General features: G+C 70.8%; 29 protein-coding genes and 2 pseudogenes. 16 read left to right on the top strand and 15 right to left on the bottom strand.

Translation table 11 applies throughout. The annotated features are described in order from the left end of the window. Positions 1-22: 22 nt before the first annotated feature. A complete protein-coding gene (locus tag BJ961_RS02695) occupies positions 23-511 on the top strand; it encodes a hypothetical protein (RefSeq protein WP_271319713.1) in 489 nt (162 codons plus the stop codon). A 74-nt stretch (positions 512-585) separates the two neighbouring features. Here BJ961_RS02695 and BJ961_RS02690 read toward each other — a convergent pair. From BJ961_RS02690 to BJ961_RS02680, 3 genes and pseudogenes are all read right to left on the bottom strand, one after another. Then, a pseudogene (locus BJ961_RS02690) lies at positions 586-885 on the bottom strand (flavoprotein); the annotation flags it as partial. A gap of 53 nt (positions 886-938) precedes the next feature. After that, positions 939-1,169 (bottom strand): DUF397 domain-containing protein, encoded by a 231-nt coding sequence (locus tag BJ961_RS02685; RefSeq protein WP_271319712.1) that lies wholly within the window; start codon positions 1,167-1,169, stop codon positions 939-941. After that, complete coding sequence (locus BJ961_RS02680) at positions 1,166-2,047, bottom strand: helix-turn-helix domain-containing protein (protein WP_271319711.1); 882 nt, start codon at positions 2,045-2,047, stop codon at positions 1,166-1,168. Before BJ961_RS02680 ends, BJ961_RS02685 begins: the two co-directional genes overlap by 4 nt. A gap of 183 nt (positions 2,048-2,230) precedes the next feature. On the opposite strand from BJ961_RS02680, the gene BJ961_RS02675 reads away from it, so the two are divergent. Together BJ961_RS02675 and BJ961_RS02670 are read left to right on the top strand one after the other, a co-directional pair. After that, positions 2,231-3,553 carry a hypothetical protein gene (locus BJ961_RS02675; RefSeq protein ID WP_271319710.1) on the top strand — a complete coding sequence of 441 codons (1,323 nt, stop codon included), beginning with the start codon at positions 2,231-2,233 and terminating at the stop codon, positions 3,551-3,553. 19 nt (positions 3,554-3,572) lie between these two features. Then, positions 3,573-4,289: a 2'-5' RNA ligase family protein gene (locus BJ961_RS02670; protein WP_271319709.1), complete on the top strand. Its 717-nt coding sequence runs from the start codon at positions 3,573-3,575 to the stop codon at positions 4,287-4,289. Here BJ961_RS02670 and BJ961_RS02665 read toward each other — a convergent pair. Next, entirely contained in the window at positions 4,267-4,707 is a 441-nt protein-coding gene (locus BJ961_RS02665; RefSeq protein ID WP_271319708.1) for an ATP-binding protein, read from the bottom strand. The genes BJ961_RS02670 and BJ961_RS02665 overlap by 23 nt on opposite strands. Before the next feature lie 285 nt (positions 4,708-4,992). Between BJ961_RS02665 and BJ961_RS02660 the strand changes: the two genes are divergently transcribed. From BJ961_RS02660 to BJ961_RS02625, 8 genes and pseudogenes are all read left to right on the top strand, one after another. Then, positions 4,993-5,421: a DUF6415 family natural product biosynthesis protein gene (locus BJ961_RS02660; protein ID WP_271319707.1), complete on the top strand. Its 429-nt coding sequence runs from the start codon at positions 4,993-4,995 to the stop codon at positions 5,419-5,421. Beyond that, positions 5,418-6,122, top strand: a complete 705-nt coding sequence (locus BJ961_RS02655) for a hypothetical protein (RefSeq protein ID WP_271319706.1) — start codon at positions 5,418-5,420, stop codon at positions 6,120-6,122. Before BJ961_RS02660 ends, BJ961_RS02655 begins: the two co-directional genes overlap by 4 nt. Before the next feature lie 143 nt (positions 6,123-6,265). Continuing rightward, entirely contained in the window at positions 6,266-7,384 is a 1,119-nt protein-coding gene (locus tag BJ961_RS02650; protein ID WP_271319705.1) for a radical SAM protein, read from the top strand. After that, positions 7,381-7,593 (top strand): hypothetical protein, encoded by a 213-nt coding sequence (locus BJ961_RS02645; protein ID WP_271319704.1) that lies wholly within the window; start codon positions 7,381-7,383, stop codon positions 7,591-7,593. The genes BJ961_RS02650 and BJ961_RS02645 overlap by 4 nt, the downstream gene beginning before the upstream one ends. 84 nt (positions 7,594-7,677) lie before the next feature. Beyond that, positions 7,678-8,487 (top strand): protein kinase family protein, encoded by an 810-nt coding sequence (locus BJ961_RS02640; RefSeq protein WP_271416945.1) that lies wholly within the window; start codon positions 7,678-7,680, stop codon positions 8,485-8,487. 183 nt (positions 8,488-8,670) lie between these two features. Beyond that, positions 8,671-8,979: pseudogene (locus BJ961_RS02635) on the top strand (FAD-dependent oxidoreductase); the annotation flags it as partial. A gap of 61 nt (positions 8,980-9,040) precedes the next feature. Next, on the top strand, positions 9,041-9,853 hold the full coding sequence (locus BJ961_RS02630; protein ID WP_271319703.1) for a hypothetical protein: 813 nt from the start codon (positions 9,041-9,043) through the stop codon (positions 9,851-9,853). Positions 9,854-9,957: 104 nt separating this feature from the next. Continuing rightward, positions 9,958-10,977: a hypothetical protein gene (locus BJ961_RS02625; protein WP_271319702.1), complete on the top strand. Its 1,020-nt coding sequence runs from the start codon at positions 9,958-9,960 to the stop codon at positions 10,975-10,977. Positions 10,978-11,294: 317 nt separating this feature from the next. Here the strand turns inward: BJ961_RS02625 and BJ961_RS02620 are convergent, their stop codons facing one another. After that, a complete protein-coding gene (locus BJ961_RS02620; protein ID WP_271319701.1) occupies positions 11,295-11,669 on the bottom strand; it encodes a MerR family transcriptional regulator in 375 nt (124 codons plus the stop codon). Between the two features lie 67 nt (positions 11,670-11,736). On the opposite strand from BJ961_RS02620, the gene BJ961_RS02615 reads away from it, so the two are divergent. Beyond that, a complete protein-coding gene (locus tag BJ961_RS02615; RefSeq protein WP_271319700.1) occupies positions 11,737-12,072 on the top strand; it encodes an EthD domain-containing protein in 336 nt (111 codons plus the stop codon). 113 nt (positions 12,073-12,185) lie between these two features. Here the strand turns inward: BJ961_RS02615 and BJ961_RS02610 are convergent, their stop codons facing one another. Then, positions 12,186-12,632 carry a DUF1772 domain-containing protein gene (locus BJ961_RS02610; protein WP_271319699.1) on the bottom strand — a complete coding sequence of 149 codons (447 nt, stop codon included), beginning with the start codon at positions 12,630-12,632 and terminating at the stop codon, positions 12,186-12,188. A gap of 96 nt (positions 12,633-12,728) precedes the next feature. Between BJ961_RS02610 and BJ961_RS02605 the strand changes: the two genes are divergently transcribed. Beyond that, the gene (locus BJ961_RS02605; protein ID WP_271319698.1) at positions 12,729-13,307 is read left to right on the top strand and encodes a TetR/AcrR family transcriptional regulator; all 579 of its coding nucleotides are present in this window, start codon (positions 12,729-12,731) and stop codon (positions 13,305-13,307) included. 255 nt (positions 13,308-13,562) lie between these two features. On the opposite strand, the gene BJ961_RS02600 is transcribed toward BJ961_RS02605, so the two are convergent. From BJ961_RS02600 to BJ961_RS02565, 8 genes are all read right to left on the bottom strand, one after another. Then, positions 13,563-13,877 carry a DMT family transporter gene (locus BJ961_RS02600; protein ID WP_271319697.1) on the bottom strand — a complete coding sequence of 105 codons (315 nt, stop codon included), beginning with the start codon at positions 13,875-13,877 and terminating at the stop codon, positions 13,563-13,565. Between the two features lie 160 nt (positions 13,878-14,037). After that, complete coding sequence (locus BJ961_RS02595; protein WP_271319696.1) at positions 14,038-15,459, bottom strand: NADH-quinone oxidoreductase subunit N; 1,422 nt, start codon at positions 15,457-15,459, stop codon at positions 14,038-14,040. Then, positions 15,456-16,961, bottom strand: coding sequence for a complex I subunit 4 family protein (locus BJ961_RS02590; RefSeq protein WP_271319695.1), 1,506 nt, complete (start codon positions 16,959-16,961; stop codon positions 15,456-15,458). Before BJ961_RS02590 ends, BJ961_RS02595 begins: the two co-directional genes overlap by 4 nt. Positions 16,962-16,966: 5 nt before the next feature. Continuing rightward, positions 16,967-18,838 carry an NADH-quinone oxidoreductase subunit 5 family protein gene (locus BJ961_RS02585; protein ID WP_271319694.1) on the bottom strand — a complete coding sequence of 624 codons (1,872 nt, stop codon included), beginning with the start codon at positions 18,836-18,838 and terminating at the stop codon, positions 16,967-16,969. Further along, positions 18,835-19,140, bottom strand: a complete 306-nt coding sequence (locus BJ961_RS02580) for an NADH-quinone oxidoreductase subunit NuoK (RefSeq protein WP_271319693.1) — start codon at positions 19,138-19,140, stop codon at positions 18,835-18,837. Before BJ961_RS02580 ends, BJ961_RS02585 begins: the two co-directional genes overlap by 4 nt. Then, positions 19,137-19,706 (bottom strand): NADH-quinone oxidoreductase subunit J family protein, encoded by a 570-nt coding sequence (locus BJ961_RS02575; RefSeq protein ID WP_271319692.1) that lies wholly within the window; start codon positions 19,704-19,706, stop codon positions 19,137-19,139. The genes BJ961_RS02580 and BJ961_RS02575 overlap by 4 nt, the downstream gene beginning before the upstream one ends. 14 nt (positions 19,707-19,720) lie before the next feature. After that, the gene (locus BJ961_RS02570; RefSeq protein ID WP_271319691.1) at positions 19,721-20,650 is read right to left on the bottom strand and encodes an NADH-quinone oxidoreductase subunit H; all 930 of its coding nucleotides are present in this window, start codon (positions 20,648-20,650) and stop codon (positions 19,721-19,723) included. Continuing rightward, entirely contained in the window at positions 20,643-21,458 is an 816-nt protein-coding gene (locus BJ961_RS02565) for a hypothetical protein (protein WP_271319690.1), read from the bottom strand. The genes BJ961_RS02570 and BJ961_RS02565 overlap by 8 nt, the downstream gene beginning before the upstream one ends. A 6-nt stretch (positions 21,459-21,464) precedes the next feature. Between BJ961_RS02565 and BJ961_RS02560 the strand changes: the two genes are divergently transcribed. Beyond that, positions 21,465-22,277 carry a hypothetical protein gene (locus BJ961_RS02560; protein ID WP_271319689.1) on the top strand — a complete coding sequence of 271 codons (813 nt, stop codon included), beginning with the start codon at positions 21,465-21,467 and terminating at the stop codon, positions 22,275-22,277. On the opposite strand, the gene BJ961_RS02555 is transcribed toward BJ961_RS02560, so the two are convergent. Then, positions 22,241-22,591, bottom strand: a complete 351-nt coding sequence (locus BJ961_RS02555; protein WP_271319688.1) for an NADH-quinone oxidoreductase subunit A — start codon at positions 22,589-22,591, stop codon at positions 22,241-22,243. The genes BJ961_RS02560 and BJ961_RS02555 overlap by 37 nt on opposite strands. Before the next feature lie 267 nt (positions 22,592-22,858). Here BJ961_RS02555 and BJ961_RS02550 point away from each other — a divergent pair, with 267 nt between their 5' ends. Both BJ961_RS02550 and BJ961_RS02545 read left to right on the top strand, forming a co-directional pair. Further along, on the top strand, positions 22,859-23,260 hold the full coding sequence (locus BJ961_RS02550; RefSeq protein WP_271319687.1) for a DUF6153 family protein: 402 nt from the start codon (positions 22,859-22,861) through the stop codon (positions 23,258-23,260). A gap of 118 nt (positions 23,261-23,378) precedes the next feature. After that, the gene (locus tag BJ961_RS02545) at positions 23,379-24,050 is read left to right on the top strand and encodes a DUF305 domain-containing protein (RefSeq protein ID WP_271319686.1); all 672 of its coding nucleotides are present in this window, start codon (positions 23,379-23,381) and stop codon (positions 24,048-24,050) included. Positions 24,051-24,078: the final 28 nt, after the last annotated feature.

The raw sequence follows: 24,078 nt of genomic DNA, 5'->3' as shown, positions 1-24,078 counted from the left end.
TCTTCGGGCCTCGCCCGTACCCGTGTCCCGCCTCAAGGACAGCCGCTTCGACGGCTATCCGCGGTGTCCCCTCCCTCATGAACGGGACGCCACCGTCGATGCGGTGATCACCTCGTACCTCAAGGGCCCCGCACCGGTCAGGCAACGGGCGATCGACGACCTGGACACGCGGAGCGCGTCCGTGCTCAGCGTGTACGGACAGCGCATGGCCTCGGCCGCGGTCCGTGCCGGGTCCGTGGAGACGCTGCGCCGCGGCCTCGTCGCCGTCGGCATGACGCAAACACGCCTCGGCGACGCCCGCGAGAACCTGTACCCGCTCGCAGCCCTCAACGACGCCGCGTCCCTGCTCGGCACATCACTCCGGAGCCTGATCACCGATGTGTCGGACCCGCTGCTGTCTTCAGCGGTAGACACGTTGCGCGCGTTTGATCAACGTCAGGAGCAGGACGAGTCGTTGGAGGCCATGGGCCTGAGACGGCTCGGCGACGGCCAGACCCTTCTCTACTCCTGATCTGCTTCACCGAGGCGCACGCAGGGCACCACCACACGGAGAAGGCCGATCACGACGGCCTGGGCGGAGTTCAGGTCCGAGATCCATGCGGCCCACTTGTTGACGGTGTTGAAGGTCACCGGGGCGACCGCGACCGCATCCGCAGGCCGGCTCGGGCGTGGCTCGCCCGGTGACCGCCAGGCCGAGCGGATGGGGCGGCCGGTCTGTGCCTCGACCCCCTCCGCATCGAGGAAGCCGAGTCCTTGCGGGGTGGCTACGACGCCGACATCCCAGTGCCGCTCGTGCGCTGTCGTCATCAGCCGGCCGACGTCGGCTGCGACTCCAGCCGCGCAGACCACAATCTGGAGGAACCGCTTGTCGGACTGATCGCTCACGCGGGTGCTCCTGGTTGGCGGCTGAAAGGGCGCATGTGCGGCTCAGCAGCAACTCAGCCGATGCAGGTCTCGCCGTCGGTGTAGTGGTCCAGCAGATCGCCCAAGGCGGAACGGCTGAAGATCACAGGGGCGAGGTCGGGGGCCTTGGAATCGCGCACCGCCGCGTACGCACCGAGGTCGGCGATCTCGACGCAGTCGTTGGCGCCTCCGCTGTAGGAGCTCCTGCGCCAGTGCGCGTCGTGCAGTTCATCGGCGCGGGAGCGGCAAGGTGGAATCGTGCTCAAGGTTCGAGCTCCTCGGATGAGCGGATGAGGCGGTCAAGGGTCTCGGCCGGGCTGAAGGCGGAGGCCCTGAGCTGGTCGAAGGTGTCCGTGTAGTTCTGGATGTCGCTTTGGGACCCCAGATACACGGAGTTGTTGGGGTTCTCCAGCCAGACCAGCGGGGCTGTGGGCTGAGGGAAGGCGAGGATGACGAAGGGGCCGTACAGGCCCGGATGGGCGCCGAGGGTGAATGGGAGAATCTGGATGGTGACGTTCGGTTGTTCGCCGACCTGGACCAGGCGCGCGAACTGCTGGCGCATCACGGTGGGTGAGCCGATGACACGGTGGAGGACTGCTTCGTCCAGGACGGCCCGGAGTTCGGCGGGGTGCTCACCGGACAGGCGGCTTTCCTGGCGTTCCATGCGCACCTTGACCAGAGCGTCCACCTGATCGGCACCGAGATCAGGACGCATCTGGGCGATCACGGCGCGAGCGTAGTCCTCCGTCTGAAGCAGACCGGGAACGAGCAGGGGCTGGTAGTTGGCCAGCGCGATAGCCCCTGCCTCCAGGGCGAGGTAACCGTCGTAGCGGGTCGGGGTGAGAACCGCGGAGTACTTGCGCCACCAGGGCTTCTGCTGTTCCTTGTCGGCCCGCACCAGGTCCAGGATGTCGTCACGCAGCTCGCTGTCAGTGACGGCGTAGCAGTCGAGGAGCGCCCGGACCAGGACCGGAGTGGTGCCGCGTTCACCGGTCTCGATCCGACTGAGAGACCCCTGGTTGACCTCGATCTGCTCCGACACCTCGGTGAGGGTGAGGCCCGACGCCTCCCGTAACTCGCGCAGTCTCGCGGCGAGCTGGCGTCGGTAAACCGACTGAGGGGCCAGCTTCCTCTTCAGTGCCATGCAGGCAGTCTGTCCATCCACCCGTTGGCGGACAACCCGAATGGGCCAACTTGGCCAGACATATTGCCTAGTTGTTCCCTTCCTCGGCACTCTTGCGTAGGACATCCCGTACGTCGCAAGGTTCGGCGTGCGTGCCTTTCGCCGAGGAGCCCCCGGTTCCGCCGACGTGTTGGGAGGTGTTCCATGCCCCGGAACACGCTGCTGCGGCAGTTACTCGAAGAGCGCCATCTCACGACTTACACGGCTTTCGAGGTGCAGTTCTCCCGCGCGGCCCGGAACCTGGCCCAAGAAACAGGTGACGCCCGGCTGGCCTCGGTCGCGGTCTCTTCGCGGCAGTTCGACCGGTGGCTGAGTGGGGAGCTGAAGCAGCTTCCCCGCCCCGACACGTGCCGGATTCTGGAGGAGTTGCTGGGCAAGGCTGCCCGCGACCTGTTCGCTTCGGCGTCAGCTTGTCCGCCGACCGCCCCAGAGCCACCACAGGCGGACGTTCCGCCCTCTAGCCCGGTCGGCCCGACCGGCCACGATGACAACCCGGCGGCGATCGTCGCCCGAGCCCGCCAGTTGGCCTGCGGCAACGTCGACCAGACCACTCTGTCCTTTCTCGCCTCCCGGATCGAGGTGATCACCGAGCGGTACGAGAGGGACGGACCGGACGGCCTGTGGGGACAGGCGAAGAGCCTGCGCGGCATGGGACACACCCTGCTTGCCGGTCAGCAAACTCCGTCCGCACGCAGGGAGCTGTTCCGGATCACCGCACGCGCCGGCGGGCTGCTCGGCTACATGGCGGTGAACACCGGCGCGTTCCCGCTGGCCGAGGCCTACTGCGCCGAAGCGCTGGAACTGAGCCGGGCGATTGGCGATCTCGACACCGAGATGTGGGCCTGCGGCACCCAGTCCTTTGCGGCGTACTACGCAGGCCGTTATGGCGAGGCCGACGCTCGGGCCGCCGACGCGGTTGACCGGGCGCCGAACCACCCGCAGGCCATCCGGCTTCTGGTCAACGGCCGGGCCAGGGCGCTCGGCAAGCTCCGTGACCGGGACCAAGCCGAGCGAGCCATCGGCCGGGCGCTGGAGCTCTCCGACCGGCATGACGTGACTCCCGGCCTGACCTCATGCATCTCCTTCTTGCCCTATGGGCGGGCCCGCACCCTGGCCAATGCGCTGACCGCCCGTGTCGCTCTGCAGGACACCGGGCACGTGCTGCGGGAGGCCGAGGACCTCGACGACCTGGTCGAGAAGTCCGGCTCTGCGTGGAGCCGCTCGCTGGTCCGCCTCGACGTGGCCACCGCGGTGCTTCAACAGCGAGCACCGGACGTGGAGCACGCCATGTCCCTCGGGCAACAGGCGATCGCTCTGGCCAGTCCGCTGCCGATCAGCTCGGTACGCCAACGCTCCCGGGACCTGTACGAGCGAGCAGCCCCTTGGCGTTCTCGGCCGGCGGTGCGCGAGTATGGCGAACAGCTCCGCGCCTGGGGCCGTCAGCTCCCGTCTGTCGAGGCGGGATGATCACGAAGGAGTTCGCCGGGTGCCTTGGCCGCACATCCAGCTCAGCGCCGATCCCGCGGCCTTCCCTGCCCACCCGCCGGCCGACCTGAGTGACCCGCCGGTGATCGCGGCGCACGACCAGGCCGCCTTCGACGCCGTGGAGACCATGGTCGATCACTGGGACCGGCCCGGCTGGACGTCACAGACCCGGGCGTACTACTGGATGCTCACCTTCCCCGACAACCCAGCGCTGGCCGACCTCGCTCTTCACTGCCAGCAGCACCTCGCGCCGCTCGGCCTGGATCAGGTCCCCGACGACGGGTTGCACATCACGCTCACACGGGTCGGTTCCACCGCAGCGCTGCCGCCGAGCTGTCTCGATGACGTCATCAGCGCGGCGGCCCCGCTACTCCCGGCGGCCTTCCGCCTGCGTGCGGTCCCGCTCGCGGGTTCTCGGGGGGCCGTACGCCTGACGGTCGCCCCTTGGGGCCCGGTACTGGCGTTGCACGCGGCCCTCAGCGAGTCCATGGCTTCGCTGGGGCTGGCTCCCCGCAAGCCGACCGCGCTGTTCCGCCCGCACCTGAGCCTGGCCTACAACAACCGGCCACGCCCCGCTGCCCCGGTCATCGAGGCCGTCACCCCGCTTCGCGGGCTTGCGTCAGTTGATCTGGACGTTCGTGAGGTGCAGTTGGTGGAGCTGCGACGCGAGGACCGCGTCTATCGGTGGGACGTCGTCAAGAGCCTGCCGCTCGGCTGACCGCCGCTTTCCCGCGCGGCAGGACGGCCACGACCGCCTTGCCGACGGCGGTGGTCTCCACGTACCACCGCCGTGCCAGCGCCTGCACCAGCCACAGCCCCCGGCCGGACTCGGCAAGCGGATCGGCAGCCGTCTCCGACAGGTGTACACCACCGTCGGGCTCCGGGTCGTGAACCGCGACAACGACCTGGTCCCCGTCAATCACGATAGTCAGACAGTCGGGGCCGGCCGTCGTGTGTCGCACTGCGTTACCCACCAGCTCGGATACGACCAGCACCGCGTCGTCCACGCAAGGCACGACACCGGCCAGCACTGTACGAGTGTGGTCACGGGCGGAGGCAAGCGGCTCGCGCCGACCGGCCAGGGCCACCCAGTGCGTGGGACAACTGCGGACTGCCAGGCGGGAGTCGTTCAGCATCGCGGTCGCTCTTCCGGTCGTACGAACGGGTGTGACCCACAGGTTCCGCTTGTCTCCAGCGCGTCTCCACGCCGTCCGACCGACGCTTCTCCGCCGTCCAGACGGCGGGAAAAGGGCGTAGCGACGGCGTGGAAACGCCACTACCGCAACGGGAGCCTCGAAGCCGACGGTCGGCCCTCTCCAGGGCGTCCGGATCGCCGACTTCGCGTAGAGGAGATCACCGTGCCCGCCCCCCGTACGAGCTACCCACCGGCTCCGCCTCGCTGTGCCAGAGGAGTCGGGGCGATGACGGCCACCACCCTCCGCCCCGGTTGGTCCCATCCCGTGCGAGCCGCCGTACCGCCCTTCACCGAGGCCGGCTTGAGAAGGGTGCTGGAGAAGGTGCAGCGCTGGGCCCCGTATGTCGACGGCTTGCTGCTCGATGACGTGGCAGCCGTCCTGGACGACTACACGCCCACCGAACACGAGGTCGACGAGCACGCGCAGCGCCTTCGTGGTCATCTGATGCGACTCGTCCACCTCGCCGTGTTCTCCAAGGTGGCCGAGCAGGACGGGCAGGTGGCCGACCTCATCGAGCACGGGCGCGCCATCAGGGACCGAGGAAGGACCCACCGACCACCGTCGTGCCGTCGGACACCCCGGCGTATGGCGTGGACGCTCGACGAACTCCTCGAACGCCTGGTGGCCCACCGATGTCTTACGAAGGCACCGTGACCTTCCCGCCCCTCCGCCTCACGTACAACCCGCGGGCAGTCGAGCGGAGCGGCAAGGACCTTTCCCTGGTCCCGTACATCACCCAGAGGGGCGGAGAGGACGCGGCGCCGGACAACCTCGTCATCACGTATCACCCCTCCGGCCCGCGGCTCTACTACGCGGACGAAGACCCACGGGACCGAGACCCGCGAGGCGTGCTCTGGGCCCGGTGCGGGTGGAACCCCGTCGACGCCGACGGCCGGATCACCGGTGAGCCGCAGTGGAAGCTGATGCACCCCCACCGACAGATGGTGTGCATGCAGACGCTCGCCTGCCAGGTCTGCACACGTCCCGCCCGCACACCCCTCGGCTTCATCTTCCTCGCCGGCCCCCGGGATCACGATCCAAGTCAGCCGAGCACCCTCACCAATCAGCCTCCGGTGTGCCGCAAGCACACCCGTGCCACCGCGAGGCTTTGTCCGCACCTGGAGGACGACCCGACGGTGTTCCTGGCCAGGAGTGCACCCCTGTACGGCGTGCACGGCACTCTGTACGGCCGGGACGCGGGCGGTGTGAAGGTCGTCGCGCAGCCGGATGCGCCCTTGCCGTACGGCCATCCGAACCTCGGGACGTTCCTCGCCTCGCAGTTGGTTCGCCGCCTCCAGTCGTTCCGCGTCATCGGGCTCGACGAGCTGCTCAACTCCCTGGCCACTGCCTCGTAGATCCCCGCGTCGGGGCGCTCCAGCCTCACCGGCCGACCAGCCGAAGGACAGGGAGCCGGTGAGCTGAGCGGGTCCGAGGTGTTCCCCCGACTCCACCTCTGCACGGACCCGCCCCACCCCCTGCCATACGACATGGAGGCAACGTGCACCAACTGATCGCGAGTCCGTTCCTGAGCCGGTACCTCCTCCTCCGGCCCGGTCACGCCAGGGGAGTGGCCATCCCCGAGTCCCGCTACGACGCATTGCACACGGCGGTCACGGAGGACCGGTCGGCCCCGGCCTGGCTCGCCGAAGCGACCACGGCCGCATGGCAGATGCCCATGCCCACCGGGCCCCTGCGGGACATCCTTCTGGTCCGCGAACGCTCCACCTACGGGTACGCGAAGGCGTCATGGGAGATCAACCTCGGCTGTGACCACGACTGCGGCTTCTGCTACCTCGGCGAGAAGCGGTTCGAGGGCCTGGACTGGGGCGGCAAAACGCGCCTGCTCACCATGCTGCGCGATGCCGGCGTCCTGTGGCTTCAGATCACCGGCGGCGAGGCACTGATCGACCCGCAGTTCGCCGCCGCGTACGAATACGCCACCGGACTCGGGATGATGATCCAGGTCTCGACGAACGGCAGCCAGCTCCACAGAGTGAGGATGCAGGAGCTGTTCGCCCGCCTGCGGCCCTACCGCCTGACGGTGAGCCTCTACGGGGCGACCGGGGAGACCTACGACGCCGTCACCCGCAACCGCGGCGCCTTCGACCGCTTCAGCCGCGGCCTGGACGCCTCCCGCGCGGCGGGCCTGCCCGTGCGCATCAACATCATCGTCGCCGAGGAGAACGCGCACGAGGTGGACGACACGGTCCGCCTGGTGGAAGACCGCTGGGGCTTCCCGTACCAGGTCTTCACGAACATGTCCCCGACGATCGGCGGGGAGGCGAAGCCGCTCGCCTCACAGGCCCAGAAGTACGTCCGCGCCCGCCGTGTCTTCACCGGCTGCAACGCCGGCCACACCTTCTTCCACGTCGGCCCGCACGGCATCGCCTCGGTCTGCAAGATCGGCCGCGACCCCAGCGTGAACCTCATGACGGAGGGCCTGACCGCCCTCCCCCGACTCGGCGGCATCGCCGAGTCCCTCCAGCTCCGCACCGGTGGATGCTCCGGCTGCTCGAAGGTCGGCACCTGCAGGACATGCCGACCGCTGGCCAAGCTCCACCAGGAGGCGGGGGACAACCGATCGCTCTACTGCCAACACGGAGGTTACGGAGCATGACTCCCACCAGCACCACCCTGACCAGGCCGGCACCGGTCCCTGTCACCATCGGCCAGCGGCCGCCCACAGAGGCCACCGGCACCCTGCCTGTGCCCGTCTCCACGACCCCGATCCCCGAGGGCACGTTCCAGCTCATCGACGACCTGGACGTCGACGTCGCTGAGTCCGCCGGGTGCAGCTGCTCGGCCGGCGACGACCAGCCCTACTAGACCGGGGTACGCTCCGGCGCGCTGCCCCGGCCGTACGCTGGCCGGGGCAGCCCATCGCCTTCTCCGAGGAACCGCGCCGTGTCCATGATCCGCCGCCACTTCCACGACCTTCCCGTGGAGGCACGCCAGGCCATCGCCGACAAGGCGGGCTCCGTCCACGCCACCCGCACCGCCGACGGAGGGCTGAACTCAGGCATCGCCGCGTTCCTCGACACTGATCACGGCCCGGTCTTCGTCAAGGGCATCCCCACCGACCACCGACAGGCCCCGGCCCAGCGTCGAGAGGCCGCGATCAACCCACACCTCCCCCGCGCCTGCCCCCGCCTGTACTGGCACATTGAGGTGGCCGGCTGGGACCTCCTCGGGTACGAGGCCCTCCCGGGACGGCACGCCGACTACAGCCCGGGCTCCCCAGACCTGCCCCTCGTTGCTGCCGCTCTTGCGGAACTCCAGGAGACCACCGCTCCCACGGACGTTCCCATCAAGGCCGCCGAACAGCGCTGGGCCGCCTACGCCCCGCCCGGAACCGCCGCCCTCTTCTCCGGCGACACCCTCCTACACACCGACCTCGCCCCGCACAACGTGCTCGTGGACGACCGCGCCCACATCATCGACTGGGCCTGGCCCACACGCGGCGCAGCCTGGATCGACCCCGCCATCCTCATCCTGCGGCTCCTCGAAGCCGGACACACTTTCGTTGAGGCGGACGCCTTCGCATGCCGTTTCTCCTCCTGGCGCACCGCACAAGCGGAGGCCAAGGAGGCGTTCGCCGCCGCCAACGCAGCGGCGTGGAAGGAGATCACCCACGCCGATGCCGCGCCCTGGAAGACTTCGATGGCTGACCACGCGGTCGCCTTCCATGCCCACCTGCATGCCGCGCCCGGCAACAGGTAGAGCGGGAAAGCCGCGGCCCGAAGGAGACCAGCGACGCCATCTCCCGCTCGGAGCGCCCATGACGCCTCGGGAGCCAGGCGGGTCCTCTACTCGCTCTTCGCCTGGTTGTCGCTGTCAGGACTGGTCCAGGCCGCAGTCGAAGCGGCGATCATGGAGATGGCGACCAGGAACACAAAAAGGTGGCACGACCCGCGCACGAAGCTGTTCAAGGGCCAGCTGGACTTGGACGACAACGGCTACATCACGGTTGTCTCGCCCTCCACCCGCACGAGCATCCCGGGCGTGTTCGCCGCTGGCGACGTCGTCGACCACACTTACCGCCAGGCGATCACCGCCGCAGCGAGCGGCTGCCAGGCCGCACTGGACGCGGAGCGGCATTTTGCCGCCCACCACGACGACAGCGCCAAGGCCGCGTTTCGACGTTCCGGCCTGAATACTCGGGTTGTTGGGGCGGCCAACTCATGCATCAGGACGTTCCGATGGTCGGCTTGACAATTCAGCAGATTACGTAAATACCGCGCACTAGTATGACTCTCACGTCTACCCTCAAGCCGTGACAACTACCACTGAGGAAGATCGCTACCTCAGACGGATCCTCGCCTTGCTGGACAGCGCCAGGCCGTTCGAGAGCCTCACCCAATCCGACTCGCGGCAATGGCAGGTCCAGCCCGGCAGCGCCCTCGCTGGGGACGATACCAAGACCGATCCCTATCAGGTGTCGCACAGCGTCTGGAACGCGCTGAGCGTGGCCGTCGACCACCTACACTGCTTCCGCTCCACGTTCGCGGACGACGTGCAGGACAAGTCGGTCTCGATCACACTCCACACCCATGGTCAATATTCGCTCCTGCGCGGGGCCTTCGAGAACAGCGCCCGCGCGGTATGGATGCTGGGGCCCGCCCAGCGCCTGATGCGGGTGCAGCGGCGGCTGTGCATGCAGGCCGGTGAGCACAAGAACTCAGACCGCATGAGAGCGCTGCTGCAGCAACAGCCCAAACGCCCACTAGATGTGCGGATGCAACAGCTGACGGACCTCGTCATCAGGGCGGGGACGGACCCGGCCGATGCGAAGAAGGTTCTCAGGCCAGTGCCGTACTCGGAGGTCGTGCGAGAAGCGGGTGCTCTCATGCCCATGGGTGCCGCCGAGGCGGAAGCCGTGTGGAGTAGCTGCAGCTCGCTGGCACACGGCGACCTTTACGGCACGCTCAGCGTCCTGGAACGCAACATCGTGGGCACCCAGGGGCTCGTGAATCTTGCGCAGGTCACCAGCTCCCCCATGGTGCTGTTCTGGGCCGCGGACCGCACTGTCGCAATGATGCGGCGAGGTTTCGGTCTCTTCGAAGAACGCGCTACCTGCCACCGCTGACTGCAACTTCTGACGGTGACCACATCGCTTCGGCGCCCTCAGCCGACTGGCCGCTCATCACACGTTCAAGAGGCACTGTCAGTGCCGAGGGAGACACTAAAGCCATGGGTACTGATCGTGAGTTCAGAATGGCCGACGGCGCGGAGCTTGTGGGCCGCCAAAACGAATCGTTCGAAATGCTGGTGAGTATCCCCCTCGACGACAGCGGGTTCGTAGGCCGACAGTGCCCGGACTGTTCGTTGGTCTTCCGCATGGATGCCGAGCACTACAAGGCACTACCTGATGACCTCACTTTGTGGTGCGTCTACTGCGGGCACCACACGGAGCACTCAGAATTCATCACCGAACAACAGCGCGACCGCGTCATGCGAGCTGCGGGTGACTTCGCTATGCAGACGGTGAGCCAAGAATTGGCCAAAGCGTTCGGCGGGATGTCCCGCGACACGCGCGGTAGCAGCTTCTCTCTTTCTTACAAGTCCCGCCCCTTCTGCCCTCGCCCGCTTCCAGAAATCGACGAGGAGCAACTCGTCCGCGTGCGCACCTGTGCCGGCTGCCAAAACGACTATGCAGTGTTCGGAGAACACCGGTACTGCCCCGTGTGCGGGCAACTCCCGGCAGCGTCGATCGCCTTCGATGCCCTCCAGGCGGATACCGCCCGGCTGAACGCGCTGGAGACCCTGCCCTCTGACACGAAGGCCCTCCTCCGCGAGCAGGGAGTCTTCACGCGCAACTGGGTCGACACCGTCGAGAACGTGGTCGGAGTCGTGGAAGCTCTGGCTTCATCCCTCTTCCGCTCGGCCGTGCCCAACGCAGACAGCCTCCTGAACGGCAAAGGGGCCATCTTCCAACGCCTCGACCATATGACCGACCTCATCGTCGCAGCAGGCTTCGCCGACCTACGGACGAACCTTGGCACGCAGACGTGGCAGCGCCTCCTCGAAACCTGGGCCGCCCGACACGTCTTCACCCACAACGACGGCATCGTGGACGAGAAGTACCTGACTCGGGTGCCGGGGTCATCCACACGGATCGGCCAGCGCCTCGTGCTCACCGACACTACGTGCCGTCGAGCTCTGGACGATGCCAAGGCCCTGTGCGAATGCCTCATCGACGTGCTTCGTTAGGCGCCCGCGAGGGCACATCCAGGGCACATGAGCCTGGGAAAGGGCGTTGACCCGTGAGAACTACCGAAAGCAGTTTCCGCAGGTCAACGCACGTTTCACCGAGAAGCACCAGGTCAGCGACCCGCTGCGTTCAATCGCTGCACGAGTGGCAGGACTTCAGCCACCGGCTGCATGAGGCGGGGCACCAGCCGTACTGCCTGGTGTGGCCCTGATCCGGCGCCCTCCCGACGAGGAGCGGGGCCCCGGGGCCTCGCCCGTCGGACTGCACGTCGCGGGCAGCTTCCCCTGGTCCGCTCGCTGATCCGGACGTCCCCGGGTCACGGACCGTCTCCCGCCGACCGTGCCAGGTACGCCTGGTTGTCCTCGACGAGCTGGTCCAGCGCGTCCCTGGCGGCGGCGAGGCCGTCGATGGCCTCGGACAGCCGGGCCCGCTCGCGGCCCAGGATGTCCAGTGCCTGCCGCGCCCTGTCCTCGGTCGGCTCGGACATGCAGGGCGCCATCTCGGCAATGGTGCCGCTGGGCACGCCGGCTGCCAGGAACGCCTGTATGAGACGCACCCGCTGGACGTGCTCGTCCTCGTAATGGCGCTGTCCGCTGGGTGAGCGGGAGCTGACGAGCAGGCCCTGTTCCTCGTAGTAGCGCAGCGACCGGCGGCTGGCTCCCGTCCGGGCGGACAGTTCACCGATCCGCATGCCGAGCTCCTCCCATGCCGCTGACTCACTTGCCCCTGACACTGATGTGAGCTTTTAGGTTAACTCCATGCTGAAGCTCATCTTCATGATCAACCGCGTCGAGGGAATGTCGTACGACCACTTCGTCGAGCACCACCGGAACCGGCACGCGCCGCTGTTCACCTCCATCCCGGAGGCGGAGCGCTACGTGCGCAAGTACACCGTGTCCCACCCGGTCCCCGCCGAGAACTACCCGCCCCGCGCCTACGACGGTCTGACGGAGATCTGGTTCGAGAACCGGGAGGACCACGACGCCTTCTTCGCCTCCGAGAACTACCGGACGCTGGTCAACCCCGACGAGGCACGCTTCATCGACATGGACTCGGTGGCGGTGATGGTCACCGAGGAGAGGGAGGTCATCTGACGGACCGACTCGGCTGACGGACACCGACCCGGCTCTTACGGCTGCACCCCTCATCCCCCGTTGTCCGCGGCCGGTATCGCCATCATCCCGTTTCGCCGAGGAGGGTGCCGGGCTCAGACGAGGGCGGTGACCAGGAGGGTGAAGGCGGCGACGATGACGGCGACGCGGGCGTAGTGGTAGCGGTCCCAGCGGTTCATCTGCTCCTTCCAGTCCGCGGGCCGGTTCTCGGGGGTCCACGTCTTGCCCCGGTTGTTGATCGGGACGAGCAGCAGGATCGACATGATCACGCTGACGATCAGCAGCCCGGCGGCGACGACGACGAGTCGGACGCCGGGGTGGCCCCATTCGGCGACGGCCCAGACGGCGCTGAGGGCGAGCGAGCCGATGTACCAGAACGGCATGAGGGCGCCGAGCATCCGGCCCCCGTGGGCGCGGGCGAGCTGGCCGCTGTCCTCGGGAAGGGCGTTGAAGATCCGGTTCATGACGAAGGCGACGGAGAACTCCACCCCCACCATCAGGCCGACGGCCACGGTGGTGAACACCTCGAGTGCGTTGAGCATGATGACCCTTCCAGAGATCCGATCTAGCGGCGCTAGCTGGCAATGCAACGCTAGTACTACTGCCGCTCGATTGTCTAGCGGTGCTAGGATGGAGTCATGTCGGTACAGGAACGCAAGCAGCGCGAACGGGCGGAACGCGAGCGCCTCATCGTGGCGACGGCCCGTGAACTCGCCGAGCAGCAGGGCTGGGACGCGGTCACCACCCGCCGGCTCGCCGAGCGCATCGAGTACAGCCAGCCCGTCCTCTACAGCCACTTCCGCGGCAAGCGGGAGATCATCGGCGCCGTCGCCCTGGAGGGCGCCGCCGAGATGGCCGCGGCGGTGCGTACCGCGACCTCGGCCGCGGACGGCCCACGCGAGCGGGTCGCCGCGCTCGCCCGCGCCTACCTCGACTTCGCCGCACGCAACCCGGCGGTGTACGACGCCCTGTTCCAGCTCGACGGCGGCCTGGCGTACGCGCGGGAGGACACCCCCGAGCCGCTGAAGGACGCCTTCGCCGCCCTGCTGGAGAGCCTCGCCGAGGTCGCCGGGGAGGGGGTCCACCCGGCGCTGTTCACCGAGGTGTTCTGGGCGTCCCTGCACGGGATCGCGACCCTGACCCGGGCGGGACGGCTGCTGCCGGACGACGCCGCGCAGCGGGTGGAGCTGCTGGTGGACCGGCTCGCCGTGGTCTGACCCACCGCCCCGGCGGGCCCGCGGCCGGGGCCCGGAACGCCGGTGCGGGTCAGCCCCGCACCGCGGCCGGGCACGCGTCGTACAGGTCCACGACGTCGCCCTCGCCGTCGTTCGCGACCCACGTCATCGACGCGGCGTCCAGACACCCGAACGCCGTCGCGATCACCGCGCGGGCCCTCGCGTCCGTCCGCCCACGACAGGCCGGTCCGCGCCCGGCGCCACCGGCCCGGACGCCCCTCCTCGCACCCGCCGGCGTCAGTCCAGGACCTTGAGGCCGATGACGCAGCCCACGATGCCCGCCAGCATGAGCAGTTTGAGCGCGGTAGCCGACTCGGCGCCGGTGACCATGGCGTACGTGACCGTCAGCACGGCTCCGATGCCCACCCACACGGCGTACCCGGTGCCCACCGGCAGCGTGCGCAGCGCATAGGCCAGGCCGATCATGCTGGCGGCCAGTCCGGCGAGGAAGACCAGCGTCGGCACGAGCCGGGAGAAGTTCTCGGACTTGCCGAGCGCGGTGGCCCACACGGCCTCCATCGCTCCGGAGACGATCAGGACGATCCATGCCACGGGCTGTGCCTTCGGTTCGACGGGACGACTGGACGATTGGACGACTGGACGGCGGACTGGCAGGCCGGCCGGTCAGTCGGTGGTGGTGGTGCCGCCGGGGAACCGTACCGTCCCGCCCCGGCGAAGCGGCCCGCGCGCCGACGACGACCCGCGCGCCGCTTCACCGCAGCAGCGGACCCTCGGCGACGGTCAGGACGCCCTGGCCGGCGATGCCGAGCGTGAGGGAGAGGGCGGCCGCCGTGTGGGCGGTGCCCGGGGACCAGCGGGCCGGGCCGGTGTGCCGGTCGGCGGGCGCGGGGGTGGTGGGGAGGAACAGGGGGCCGAGCCAGCGCAGGTAGTAGAAGAGGGAGGCCACGGTGTTGGCGACGGCGAGGGCGGCGAGCCAGGTGTAGCCGCCGTCGACGGTCGCGCTGAAGATTTCCAGCTTGCCGAGGAAGACGCCGGTGGGCGGCGTGCCGACCAGACCCAGCAGGCAGACGACGAGTACGGCCGCGAGGCCGGGGCGGCGGCGGGCGAGGCCGCGGTAGTCGGCGAGGGTGCGGGCCCGGGGAAGTGCCGTGACGACGGCGAAGGCGCCGAGGTTGGTGGCGGCGTAGGCGGCCAGGTAGAGCAGCAGGGCCTGTTGGGCCAGGTCGCTGCGGGTGGCGACCGCCAGGGCCATGAGGAGGTAGCCGACCTGGCTGATGGTGGAGTAGGCGAGCAGACGGGTGACGGAGGTCTGGAAGAACGCCGCCAGGTTGCCCAGGGTCATGGTGACCGCGGCGAGGATCGCGAGGAGCAGCGACCAGTTGACGTCGCTGTCGGCGAGGGCCTGGTGCAGCAGTCGGTAGCCGGCGATCAGGGCACCGACTTTGGGCAGGGTGGTGACGTAGGCGGCGACGGGCGCCGGGGCCCCGTCGGTCACGTCGGGCACCCAGAAGTGGGCCGGTACCGCCCCGGACTTGAAGAGCAGGCCGGCGAGGACGCCGACGAGTCCGACGGCGACGAGTCCGTAGGGGGCGGAGGGCAGGGCCGTGGCGAGGTCGCCGTAGTGGGTGGCGTGACCGGCGGCGTAGAGGAGCGTGGTGCCGGCGAGCATGGTGATGCCGAGCAGGGCGCCCATCAGGTAGTACTTCAGGGCGGCTTCGGTGCCGGGGGCGTCCTTCGCGAACCCGGCGAGCGCGTAGGCGGGGACGCCGGCCAGCAGGTAGGCGGCGAACAGCATCAGCAGGTCGTTCGCGCCGAGGAGGGCGAGGGTGCCGGCGCCGGTCAGCAGGAGCAGCACCCAGTACTCGGTCTCGCGCTTGTGGCCCCGTACGGTCTCCACCGACATGCCGGTGATCAGCAGCAGGGCGGCGAGGACGACGAGGCGGCCGGTGCCGGTGGCGGTGTCGACGGCGAACGCGGCGGCGAAGACGGTCTGTTCGCGGCCGGTGGCCATGGTGACGGCGGTGGCCGCCAGGCCGGTCGCGCAGGCGGCGGCCGCGAGCACGGCCACGACCCACTGGCGTCGGCGGGGCAGCCAGGAACCGGCCAGGAGGCCGATGACGGCGGCGCCGAGGAGGGCGAGTTCGGGGACGAGGGCGGTCAAATTCTCGTTCACCGCGCGACCAGGCCCGTCAGGGTGCGGCCGGCCGGTTCGATGACGTCCAGCAGCCAGCGTGGTGCGACGCCGATGACGAGGGCCACCGCGAGCAGCGGCACCGTGGACAGTGCCTCGGTCCTTCGCAGGTCGCGGATGCCGCCGGTGGGGACCGTCTCGGGCAGGCGCGGGGCGCCGAGGAACATGCGCCGCAGCGCGGTCAGGAACAGGGCGGCGGTGATCAGGATGCCGGTCACGGCGACGGCGGTGGCGATCGCGTGGGAGGCCAGGCTGCCGGTGAAGATCTGGAACTCGGCGATGAAGCCGGAGAAGCCGGGGATACCGAGACTGGCGAACGCGGCGACCGCGGTGACCGCCGCGAAACGCGGGGTGTGCGCGGCCAGGCCGGAGTACGCGTCCATCGTGTAGGTGCGTCCGCGGTCGTGGAGCACACCGGCGAGCAGGAACAGGGCGGCCGTGATCAGGCCGTGGCTGACCATCTGGGTGACCGCTCCGGTCACCGCCAGGGTGCGCGCCTGTGCGTCGCTGCCCGCGAGTGTCCCGGCGGCGCCGACGGCCAGGACGACGTAGCCCATGTGGTTGACCGACGTGTAGGCGATCATGCGTTTGAAGTCCGTCTGCGCCAGCGCCACCAGCGCCCCGTAGACGACGGACACGGCGCCGACGATCACGATGACGAGCGCGTAGTGGCGCCAACTGCCGGGCAGCAGCGGCATGGCGATGCGGACGAACCCGTAGGTGCCCATCTTCAGCAGCACCCCGGCGAGGATCGCCGAGCCGGCGGCGGGAGCGTCGGTGTGGGCGGGCGGCAGCCAGGTGTGGAAGGGCACGGTCGGGGTCTTGACCGCGAGACCGAGGCCGACGGCCAGCAGGACCAGGCCCGCGTACGGGCCGCGTCCGGCGAGCGGGTTCGCGCGGGTGAGGTCGACGATGTCGAAGGTGTGCGGGTCGGCCGCCAGGTAGAGGCCGATGAAGCCGAGCAGGAGGGCGAGCGAGCCGACGAAGGTGTAGAGGAAGAACTTCAGCGCCGCCGCCCGGGCGCGTTCGCCGTGTCCCCAGCCCGCGATGACGAAGAACATGCCGACGATCGACAGGTCGAAGAAGACGAAGAACAGGATGAGGTCGAGGGCGACGAACAGGCCGGTGCTGACGGTCTGCAGGAACAGGAAGAGGCAGACGTAGGAGCGTACGCGCCGCGTCTCGCGCAGGGAGTGGACGGCGACGGCCAGGAACAGCAGGCAGGTCAGGGCGACCAGAGGCAGGGACAGGCCGTCGACGCCCACGTGGTAGCCGACTCCCGCGCCGGGGATCCAGCGCGCCCGCTGCTCGTACTGCGTCCCGCCGTCGGTGTCGTAGCCGGCCCACAGGCCGACGACCAGGGCCAGGTCCACGGCGGCGGTGGCGATCCACACCCATACGTACGTCCGCTCGGGGAGCGTGCGCGGCAGGAGCGGCAGTACCGCGCACACCAGCAGCGGCAGGAACGTGACGACGCTCAGCACAGGGGTCACCTCACCCACAGGACGATCAGTACGAGCACGGTGAAGCCGACGGCGGCCTGGGCGTAGTACTGGTGCAGCAGACCGGTCTGCGGGCGGCGTGCCCACCTGCCGAGGTCCCGCGCGCCCGCGGCGACCGCCCGGACCGCGCCGTCGATGCCGCCGTCGTCCAGACGGCGTGCCAGCCGGGACACCGCGAGGCCGCCGCGGGCGGTCCGCCGTACGGCGCCGTCGACGACCCGGTCGTCGAAGACGGCCAGCATCCGCGCCAGGCCCAGCACCGGGCGGACCACGACGAGTCGCGCGGCCCGCTCCAGGTACAGCCACGCGTGGGCCACTCGGACGGCGGCGCCTGGTGCGGGTGCCGGGCGGCACGTCCACCGCCAGGACAGGGCGGCGGCGGCGCACGCGACGCAGGCGGACAGGAGGAGTTCCCACGGTTCGGGGGCGGGTGCGCCGTCGGCGCCGACCAGCCCTCTCAGCCAGGACGCCGGTCCCGGCAGGGCCAGCACGCCCAGTACGGCCGCCGCGAGGGTGAGGGCGAGGAGGGGGGCGGGTGTCGTGCGGGCGACGCGCCGGGTGCCTTGTACCTCTGTGTCGTATCCGGATGCGGCGTCGGCCGGGAGGGGGCGGGTGACGTACCGGACGGCCTTGACGCTGTACACGGCGGCGACGGCCGCCGCCGCGAGACCCACCGCGTACAACGCGGTCGACTCGGCGCGGGCGGCGGCGAGGACCTCGTCCTTGGCCGCCCACAGGGACAGCGGCGGCAGCCCCGCGAGGGTGAGCGCGCCCACCGTGAAGGCCGCGCCGACCAGGGGGTGGGCGCGGGCCGCGCCGCGCAGGGCGGGCAGTTGCCTGGTGCCCAGCGCGGTCAGCCAGGCGCCCGCGGCGAGGAACAGGGCCGACTTGGTGGCGGCGTGGGCGACGAGTTGCGTGGTGCCCGCGGTGACGCCGCCGCTGCCCGCGGCCAGCACCATGAAGCCGATCTGCGCCGAGGTGGAGGCCGCGAGGAGCTGCTTGAGGTCCCGCTGGGCCACCGCGACCAGCCCCAGGGCCAGGGCGGTGGCCGCGCCGGTCCAGGCGACCACGGGCCCCGCCCAGGCCGTGGCGTCCAGCAGCGGCACGAGGCGCAGCAGCAGGTACGCGCCCGCGGCGACCATGGTCGCCGAGTGCAGCAGCGCGGAGACGGAACTCGGTCCCTGCATGGCGCGCGACAGCCAGAACGAGAACGGCAGTTGCGCGGACTTGCCGAGGGCGGCCACCACCACACCCGCGGTGACCAGGTGCAGCCAGGGCGCGGCCGCGTGCGGCAGGGCGTCCAGGCGCAGCGAGCCGACGCCGCCGGCCACGGCGGCGCCCGCTGCCAGATACAGGCCGAGGTCGGCGGCGCGGGTGGTGAGGAACGCGACGTCGGCTGCCGCCGCCCGCTCCGGCCGCCGCCACCAGTAGCCGATCAGCGCCCAACTCGTCGCGCCCATCACCTCCCAGGCCATCAGCAGCAGCGGGAGGGTGGTCGCCGTGACGGTGACGAGCATGGCGCCGGCGAAGAGCAGCATGAGCCCGAAGAACCGGCCCCTGTCGTCGTGGGCGGCGAACTCGCCCGCGGCGAAGGCCAGCACGGCGACGGTCACCGCGGCGACGGTGACCACCATCACCGCGGACAGGCCGTCCACCGCCAGCCCCGCCTCCATCCCGGCGAACAGCGGCGCGCTCGCCTCCGGCCGGGTGAGCGCGGCGGCGACGGCCGCACCGAGCGTGGCGACGGCGACCGCCACACCGGTGGCCGGGACCAGGCCGCCCCGGCGGGGTCCCGTCAGGGCGAGCACCGCTCCCCCGCCGAGCGGGAGGGCGACGAGCAGCCAGAGCAGCGCGCTCATCCCTTCAGGTCCTCGGCCATGTCGGTCGTGTCGACCCGGCGGTTGCGGTAGATCGCGGTGGTGACGGCGAAGCCCATGGCCATCTCCACGGCCATCGCGACCACGGCCGCCACGATCACCACCTGGCCGCTGCCGGCGGCGGGGGCGAGGAAGTACCAGAAGTCGGCGGCGGCGACGACGACGCCGCCGATCATCAGCTCGATGCCCATCATGATCATGACGATGGACTGCTGGGAGAGGGCACCGAACAGGCCCGTCGAGAACAGGCCGGCGGCGAGGACCAGCAGGAGTTCGAACGTCATCGGCCCACTCCCCCGCCGGTCGGGTCGTTCGCGGGCCGCTGGTCGAGGTCGTCCCCGAAGCGGTCGTAGCGTCCGCGTCGGGTGGCGAGGACGGTGGCGCCCACCATGGTGGCCAGCAGCACGAACCCGAGGGTGACCATGGTGAGCATCTGGTCGCCCATCAACGACATCCCGACCTGGAACGTGGTGTCCCCGGGCCGCACCCCGGTGCGGTCGGGCCAGGGGACCAGGAAGACCCCGGCGACCAGGGCGGCGAACACGACGGCGCTGATGACCAGTGAGCCCCGCTTGTTGTGCAGCATCGACATCGGCATCAGACCGGCCGGATTCATCATGTACGCGATCATGAACACCGCCATGATCAGCATCTCCATGACCATCATCAGCACGATCACCACACCGAGGTACGGCAGCCGCAGCACGGTCACCACGCCGCCGACGCACACCAGGGAGCCCAGGAGCGCGCAGGTGACCCGCGCCATGGAGTTCAGGGTGAACACCAGGACCCCGCCGGCCAGGGCGAGCACGCCCAGCGCCCACAGCAGCACCGTGTCCGTCGTACCCATGACGTGCTCCTTTCCTAACGGCTCAGACTGACCAGGGCCGGCACCAGGGCCTGGAGGACCGACAGCGGCAGGAGCACCACCCAGGCCAGTTCGACGTAACGGTCGGCGCGGACCATGGGCAGCCGCCGCGACGTCCACACCAGCACCGCCAGCACCAGCAGCGTCTTGACCAGCGACCAGGCCCAGGGCGGCAGGCCCGGACCGGCGCCCCCGCCCAGGAACAGCGGCACCGCCATCGCGGCCCCGGCCGCCAGCCACAGCCACCGCCCTGCGTGCAGCAGCAGCCGGTCGACCCCGCTCGTCTCCCCCAGTACGCCGTCGGCGATGTCCCGCCCGGCCGGATACGCGAACGGGCCCAGGAAGCTGAAGGCCAGGACCCCCGCCAGGTAGAGGAGGAAGGCGAACGGCATCCACACCGCGTACCACAGGCCGTGCTGGGCGGCGGCGATGTCGGTCACCCGCAGCGACCGGGCACCCGTGGCGGCCGAGATCAGCGCGAACATCAGCGGCAGTTCGTAGGCCAAACCCTGGGCGAGGAAGCGGTAGCCGCCGACCAGCGGGAACACGGAGTTCGGGCCCCAGCCCGCCAGCCACAGCCCGGCCCAGGTCAGCACCTCCATGGCGTTGAACCACACCACCCCGACCGACAGGTCGGCGACGACGCGGTCGCCGAACGGGACGACCAGCGTGGACAGGACGGCCGCCACCGGGACGGTGATCACGCCCGCCCGCCACAGCAGCCGGTCCGGCGCCGGCAACCGCCGGGGCTGCGCCAGCAACGCCCGCGGTACGGCGAGCAGCGGCCGCGCGACGGTGCCGACGGTGACGGGACGGCCCGCCGCCCGGGCGTCCAGTGCCGCGTCGGCCGCCACGGCCAGCACCGCGAAGCCCAGCAGCATCGCCGGGGCGGCCACCAGCGCCCACCACGTCCCCGCCTCAGCCACGAGCCGCCTCCGGCCGGTACGCGGCCAGTTCGTCCGGATCCGGGTCGAGTCCGGCGACGACGAGACGGGCCGCGCCCCACTCGACGCCCGCCAGCAGGCGGGGAAGCAGCCGCGCCAGGGCCCTCGACGGCGGGCGCCCGGCGTCCCACCGGCCCCGCGGACTCTCCAGCGCCGCCGGGTCGAGGGGGGCGGGGTCCTCCAACCGCCGTACGTCGTACAGGACCTCGGTGAGCCACTGCCGGTAGCGGGCCGGTACGTCCCCTCCCGTCGCTCGTGCGGCGGGGCCGGTGACGCCGGCGGCCCGGGCGTCGGCCGCGCCGAGCACACCGATGCCTCGCGTCAGCCAGTACAGGGTGCGCGACCGCCCGACCCGCCGGGCGAAGCGCTCTACCCGGGGCCGGAGCGCCGAGCCGGGCGCCTCCGCCAGCAGGTCGTCGCGCAGTCGCCGGGCCGTCACCGCCTCGGCGGGCCAGCCCGCCACCGACAGCAGTCGGCCCAGGCTGTCCAGGTGTGCCGCCGCCCGCCGCCGGGATGCCTCCCCCACGCCCACGGGCTCGCCCGCCGCGGCCCGGACCCACGGCCGGCTCCAGAAGGGACCAGGATCGGGCCCGAGACCGGCCGGTCCGCCCGCGGGTGGCTCGTCGAGGTCGGCCCGTTGGACGACGTCGCCCTGGAGCACCACGCGGAGGGTCAGCCCGGCGGGCCAGTCGGCCAGGAACGGGCCCAGCGGCACGTGCAGGCGGTCCAGCGTGAGACCGTCGCGGTCCTCCCCCTGCCCGGCCATCGCGAGGCCGCCGGGCATCTCCATGCCACCGTGAGCGTGACCGGCGTGCGCGGCGTGACCGGCGTGTGCGTCTCCGGCGTGACCGGCTTGGTCGCCGTCGCCACCCCCGCCGCTCCCGTGGCCCGCACCATCGTGGGCCGCGCCGTCGTGGCCTACGCCGTCATGGCCTACGCCGTCATGGGCCGCGGCGTCATGGGCCGCGTCGTCGTGCCCCGCGTCGTCGTGCCCCGCGCCGTCATGGGCCGCGTCGTCGTGCCCCGCGTCGTCGTGCCCCGCGCCGTCATGGGCCGCGCCATCGTGGCCTACGCCGTCGTGGCCTACGCCGTCGTGGCCCGCACCGTCATGCCCCGCACCGTCACGGCCCGCACCGTCACGGCCCGCACCGTCATGCCCCGCGCCATCGTGCCCCGCGCCGTCATGGCCCGCGCCGTCATGGCCCGCTTGCTCCGTGCCGGCGGCCCGTACCTTCGGGGCGGCGTCGTGATGCCACGGGTGCCCGCCGTCCTCCGGAGTGCCCAGCCGGGCGCGGCCGTCGTCGAGGGCCGATGCCACCTCGTCGGCCGCCGCCGCCCGCACGCGGACCCGCGGCCTCGGCATGTCCTGCCACAACCGGTCCAGCGCCGGACGCGACCGCGGGCAGTCGGGGCCCGCCACCAGCATCAGGTCGGCCCCGGCCGGGGTCGACGCCGACGGCCAGTCCCGCGACCGCAACTCCTTCTCGGCGGCCAGCCGCACCGGCGTACCGCCCGGCGTGGTCACCAGCAGGACGCGTGGCCGGGCAGCCGCCGCGCGGGCCAGGACGGCGGTCAGACCCACCGGAGCGCTCCTTCCCGCCACGCGTAGACCACGCCCGTGAGCAGGACGGCGAGGAAGACGAACATCTCGATCACCGCACCGGGCCCCATCGCGGAGACCACCAGCGTCCACGGGTACATGAAGACCATCTCCATGTCGAAGGCGAGGAAGAGCATCGTCACCGTGTACCAGCGCAGGTGAAAGCGGCTGACCGCGTGTTCCGTCGGCTCCAGTCCCGACCCGAACGGCTGCGCGGGCAGCGGACCGGACGAGACGCGCAGCGCCCGGGCCGCCCCGTACACCCCGGCCACCCCCAGCAGGGCCACGCCCAGCAGGGACAGCGCGGCGGTGAAGCCGCTCACCGGACACCACCGCCCGGGAGGTCCGTCCCACACCCCGCCATCTGCCGCTCCGTTTCCGTCGCACCGAAGGGCTCTGGTACCCCCCGGAGGCATCCGCAGTCCCGAAGGGCACGAGCCGCGCCGCAGCGCGGGACCGAAACGGCAGTCGACGCGCTCGTCACCCGGCGTCGAGTGCTACGGCCACGCTGCCCGACGCCGGAGCACCGCGCGAGGCGGCCGGGTCCATCGGTGCCGGCGGGCGGGTCGAGGGGCCGTACGATCGGGGGCGTGACCACTGGCACCCGATCAAGCAGCCGCCCGGCCGGGCGGCTGTTCGTGCTGCTGGTGATGGCGGTGCTGGCCGGTGTGCTGGGCATGCACGGCCTCGTCTCCGGGGCGACTCCCCCGGCCGGGGCAGGCTCCGGCCACGCGAGGGTGACGGCCTCGGCGGACGGTGTTCCGCACGCGGACGCGGGATGTTTCCACACCGACGGCGGATCGAGTCACCTCGACCATGCCGACGGGACGTGTGCGGCTGCCGGTGTCGGTACGGCGTACACGCCGCCCGCGCTGACCGGCACCGTGCTGGACGCTCCCGCCGCTCCCGCCCCCGCGGTGACGTCCTCGGGCACCGCGCAGGACGGCCGGTCCCCGCCCGACCTCTCCGAACTGCAGCTCCTGCGGATATAGAGCGGCCCGCCCGACACCCCGCGGCCGGTGTTCCCGGTGACGGGTGTCGCGCTTCCGCACGCCCTGACATCCCTTCCCACCGCGCGCCGCGAACGGCGCGTCAAGGAGTTGCACCACCATGATCCGCAAGCGTTCCCTCATCCGTCGTACCGCCGCCGCGACCGCGGCGGGCGCGGCGGCACTCGTCCTGGCCGCCTGCGGCGGCAACGGCGACGGCGACGGCTCGTCCGGACACGGCGGCCACGCCGCCACCTCCTCCCCGTCCGCCCCGGCATCGGCGTCGGCGTCGGCTTCGGCTTCGCAGGGGCAGCACAACGCCGCCGACGTCGCCTTCGCGAAGGGGATGATCCCCCACCACCGGCAGGCCGTGGAGATGGCCGGCCTCGCGCCCGACCGTGCCGGGTCGGCCGAGGTGAAGAAGCTCGCCGCGGACATCGAGAAGGCGCAGGGCCCGGAGATCAGGACGCTCTCCGGCTGGCTCACCTCCTGGGGCGAGGAGGTGCCCGCCGAGGGCGCCATGGACCACTCCATGCACGACATGGGCGGCACAGGCGGCATGGACGGCATGATGACCGCCGAGGAGATGACCGGGCTCGAAGACGCCTCGGGCAAGGCGTTCGACACCGCCTTCCTGGAGCTGATGGTCAAGCACCACGAGGGCGCGGTCGACATGGCGAGGACCGAGCGGGCCGACGGCGCCCACGGGCCGGCCAGGAAGATGGCCGGCGAGATCATCGACTCGCAGAGCGCGGAGATCGAGCAGATGAACGAACTGCTCGGCAAGGGCTGACCGCGGCACGCCGATGCGGGGCGGTCGC

It is taken from the genome of Streptomyces lienomycini (genome assembly GCF_027947595.1).
GTDB lineage: Bacteria > Actinomycetota > Actinomycetes > Streptomycetales > Streptomycetaceae > Streptomyces > Streptomyces lienomycini.
The sequence above is the reverse complement of the archived record's forward strand: the minus strand, read 5'-3'. Positions and strand labels throughout refer to the sequence as shown.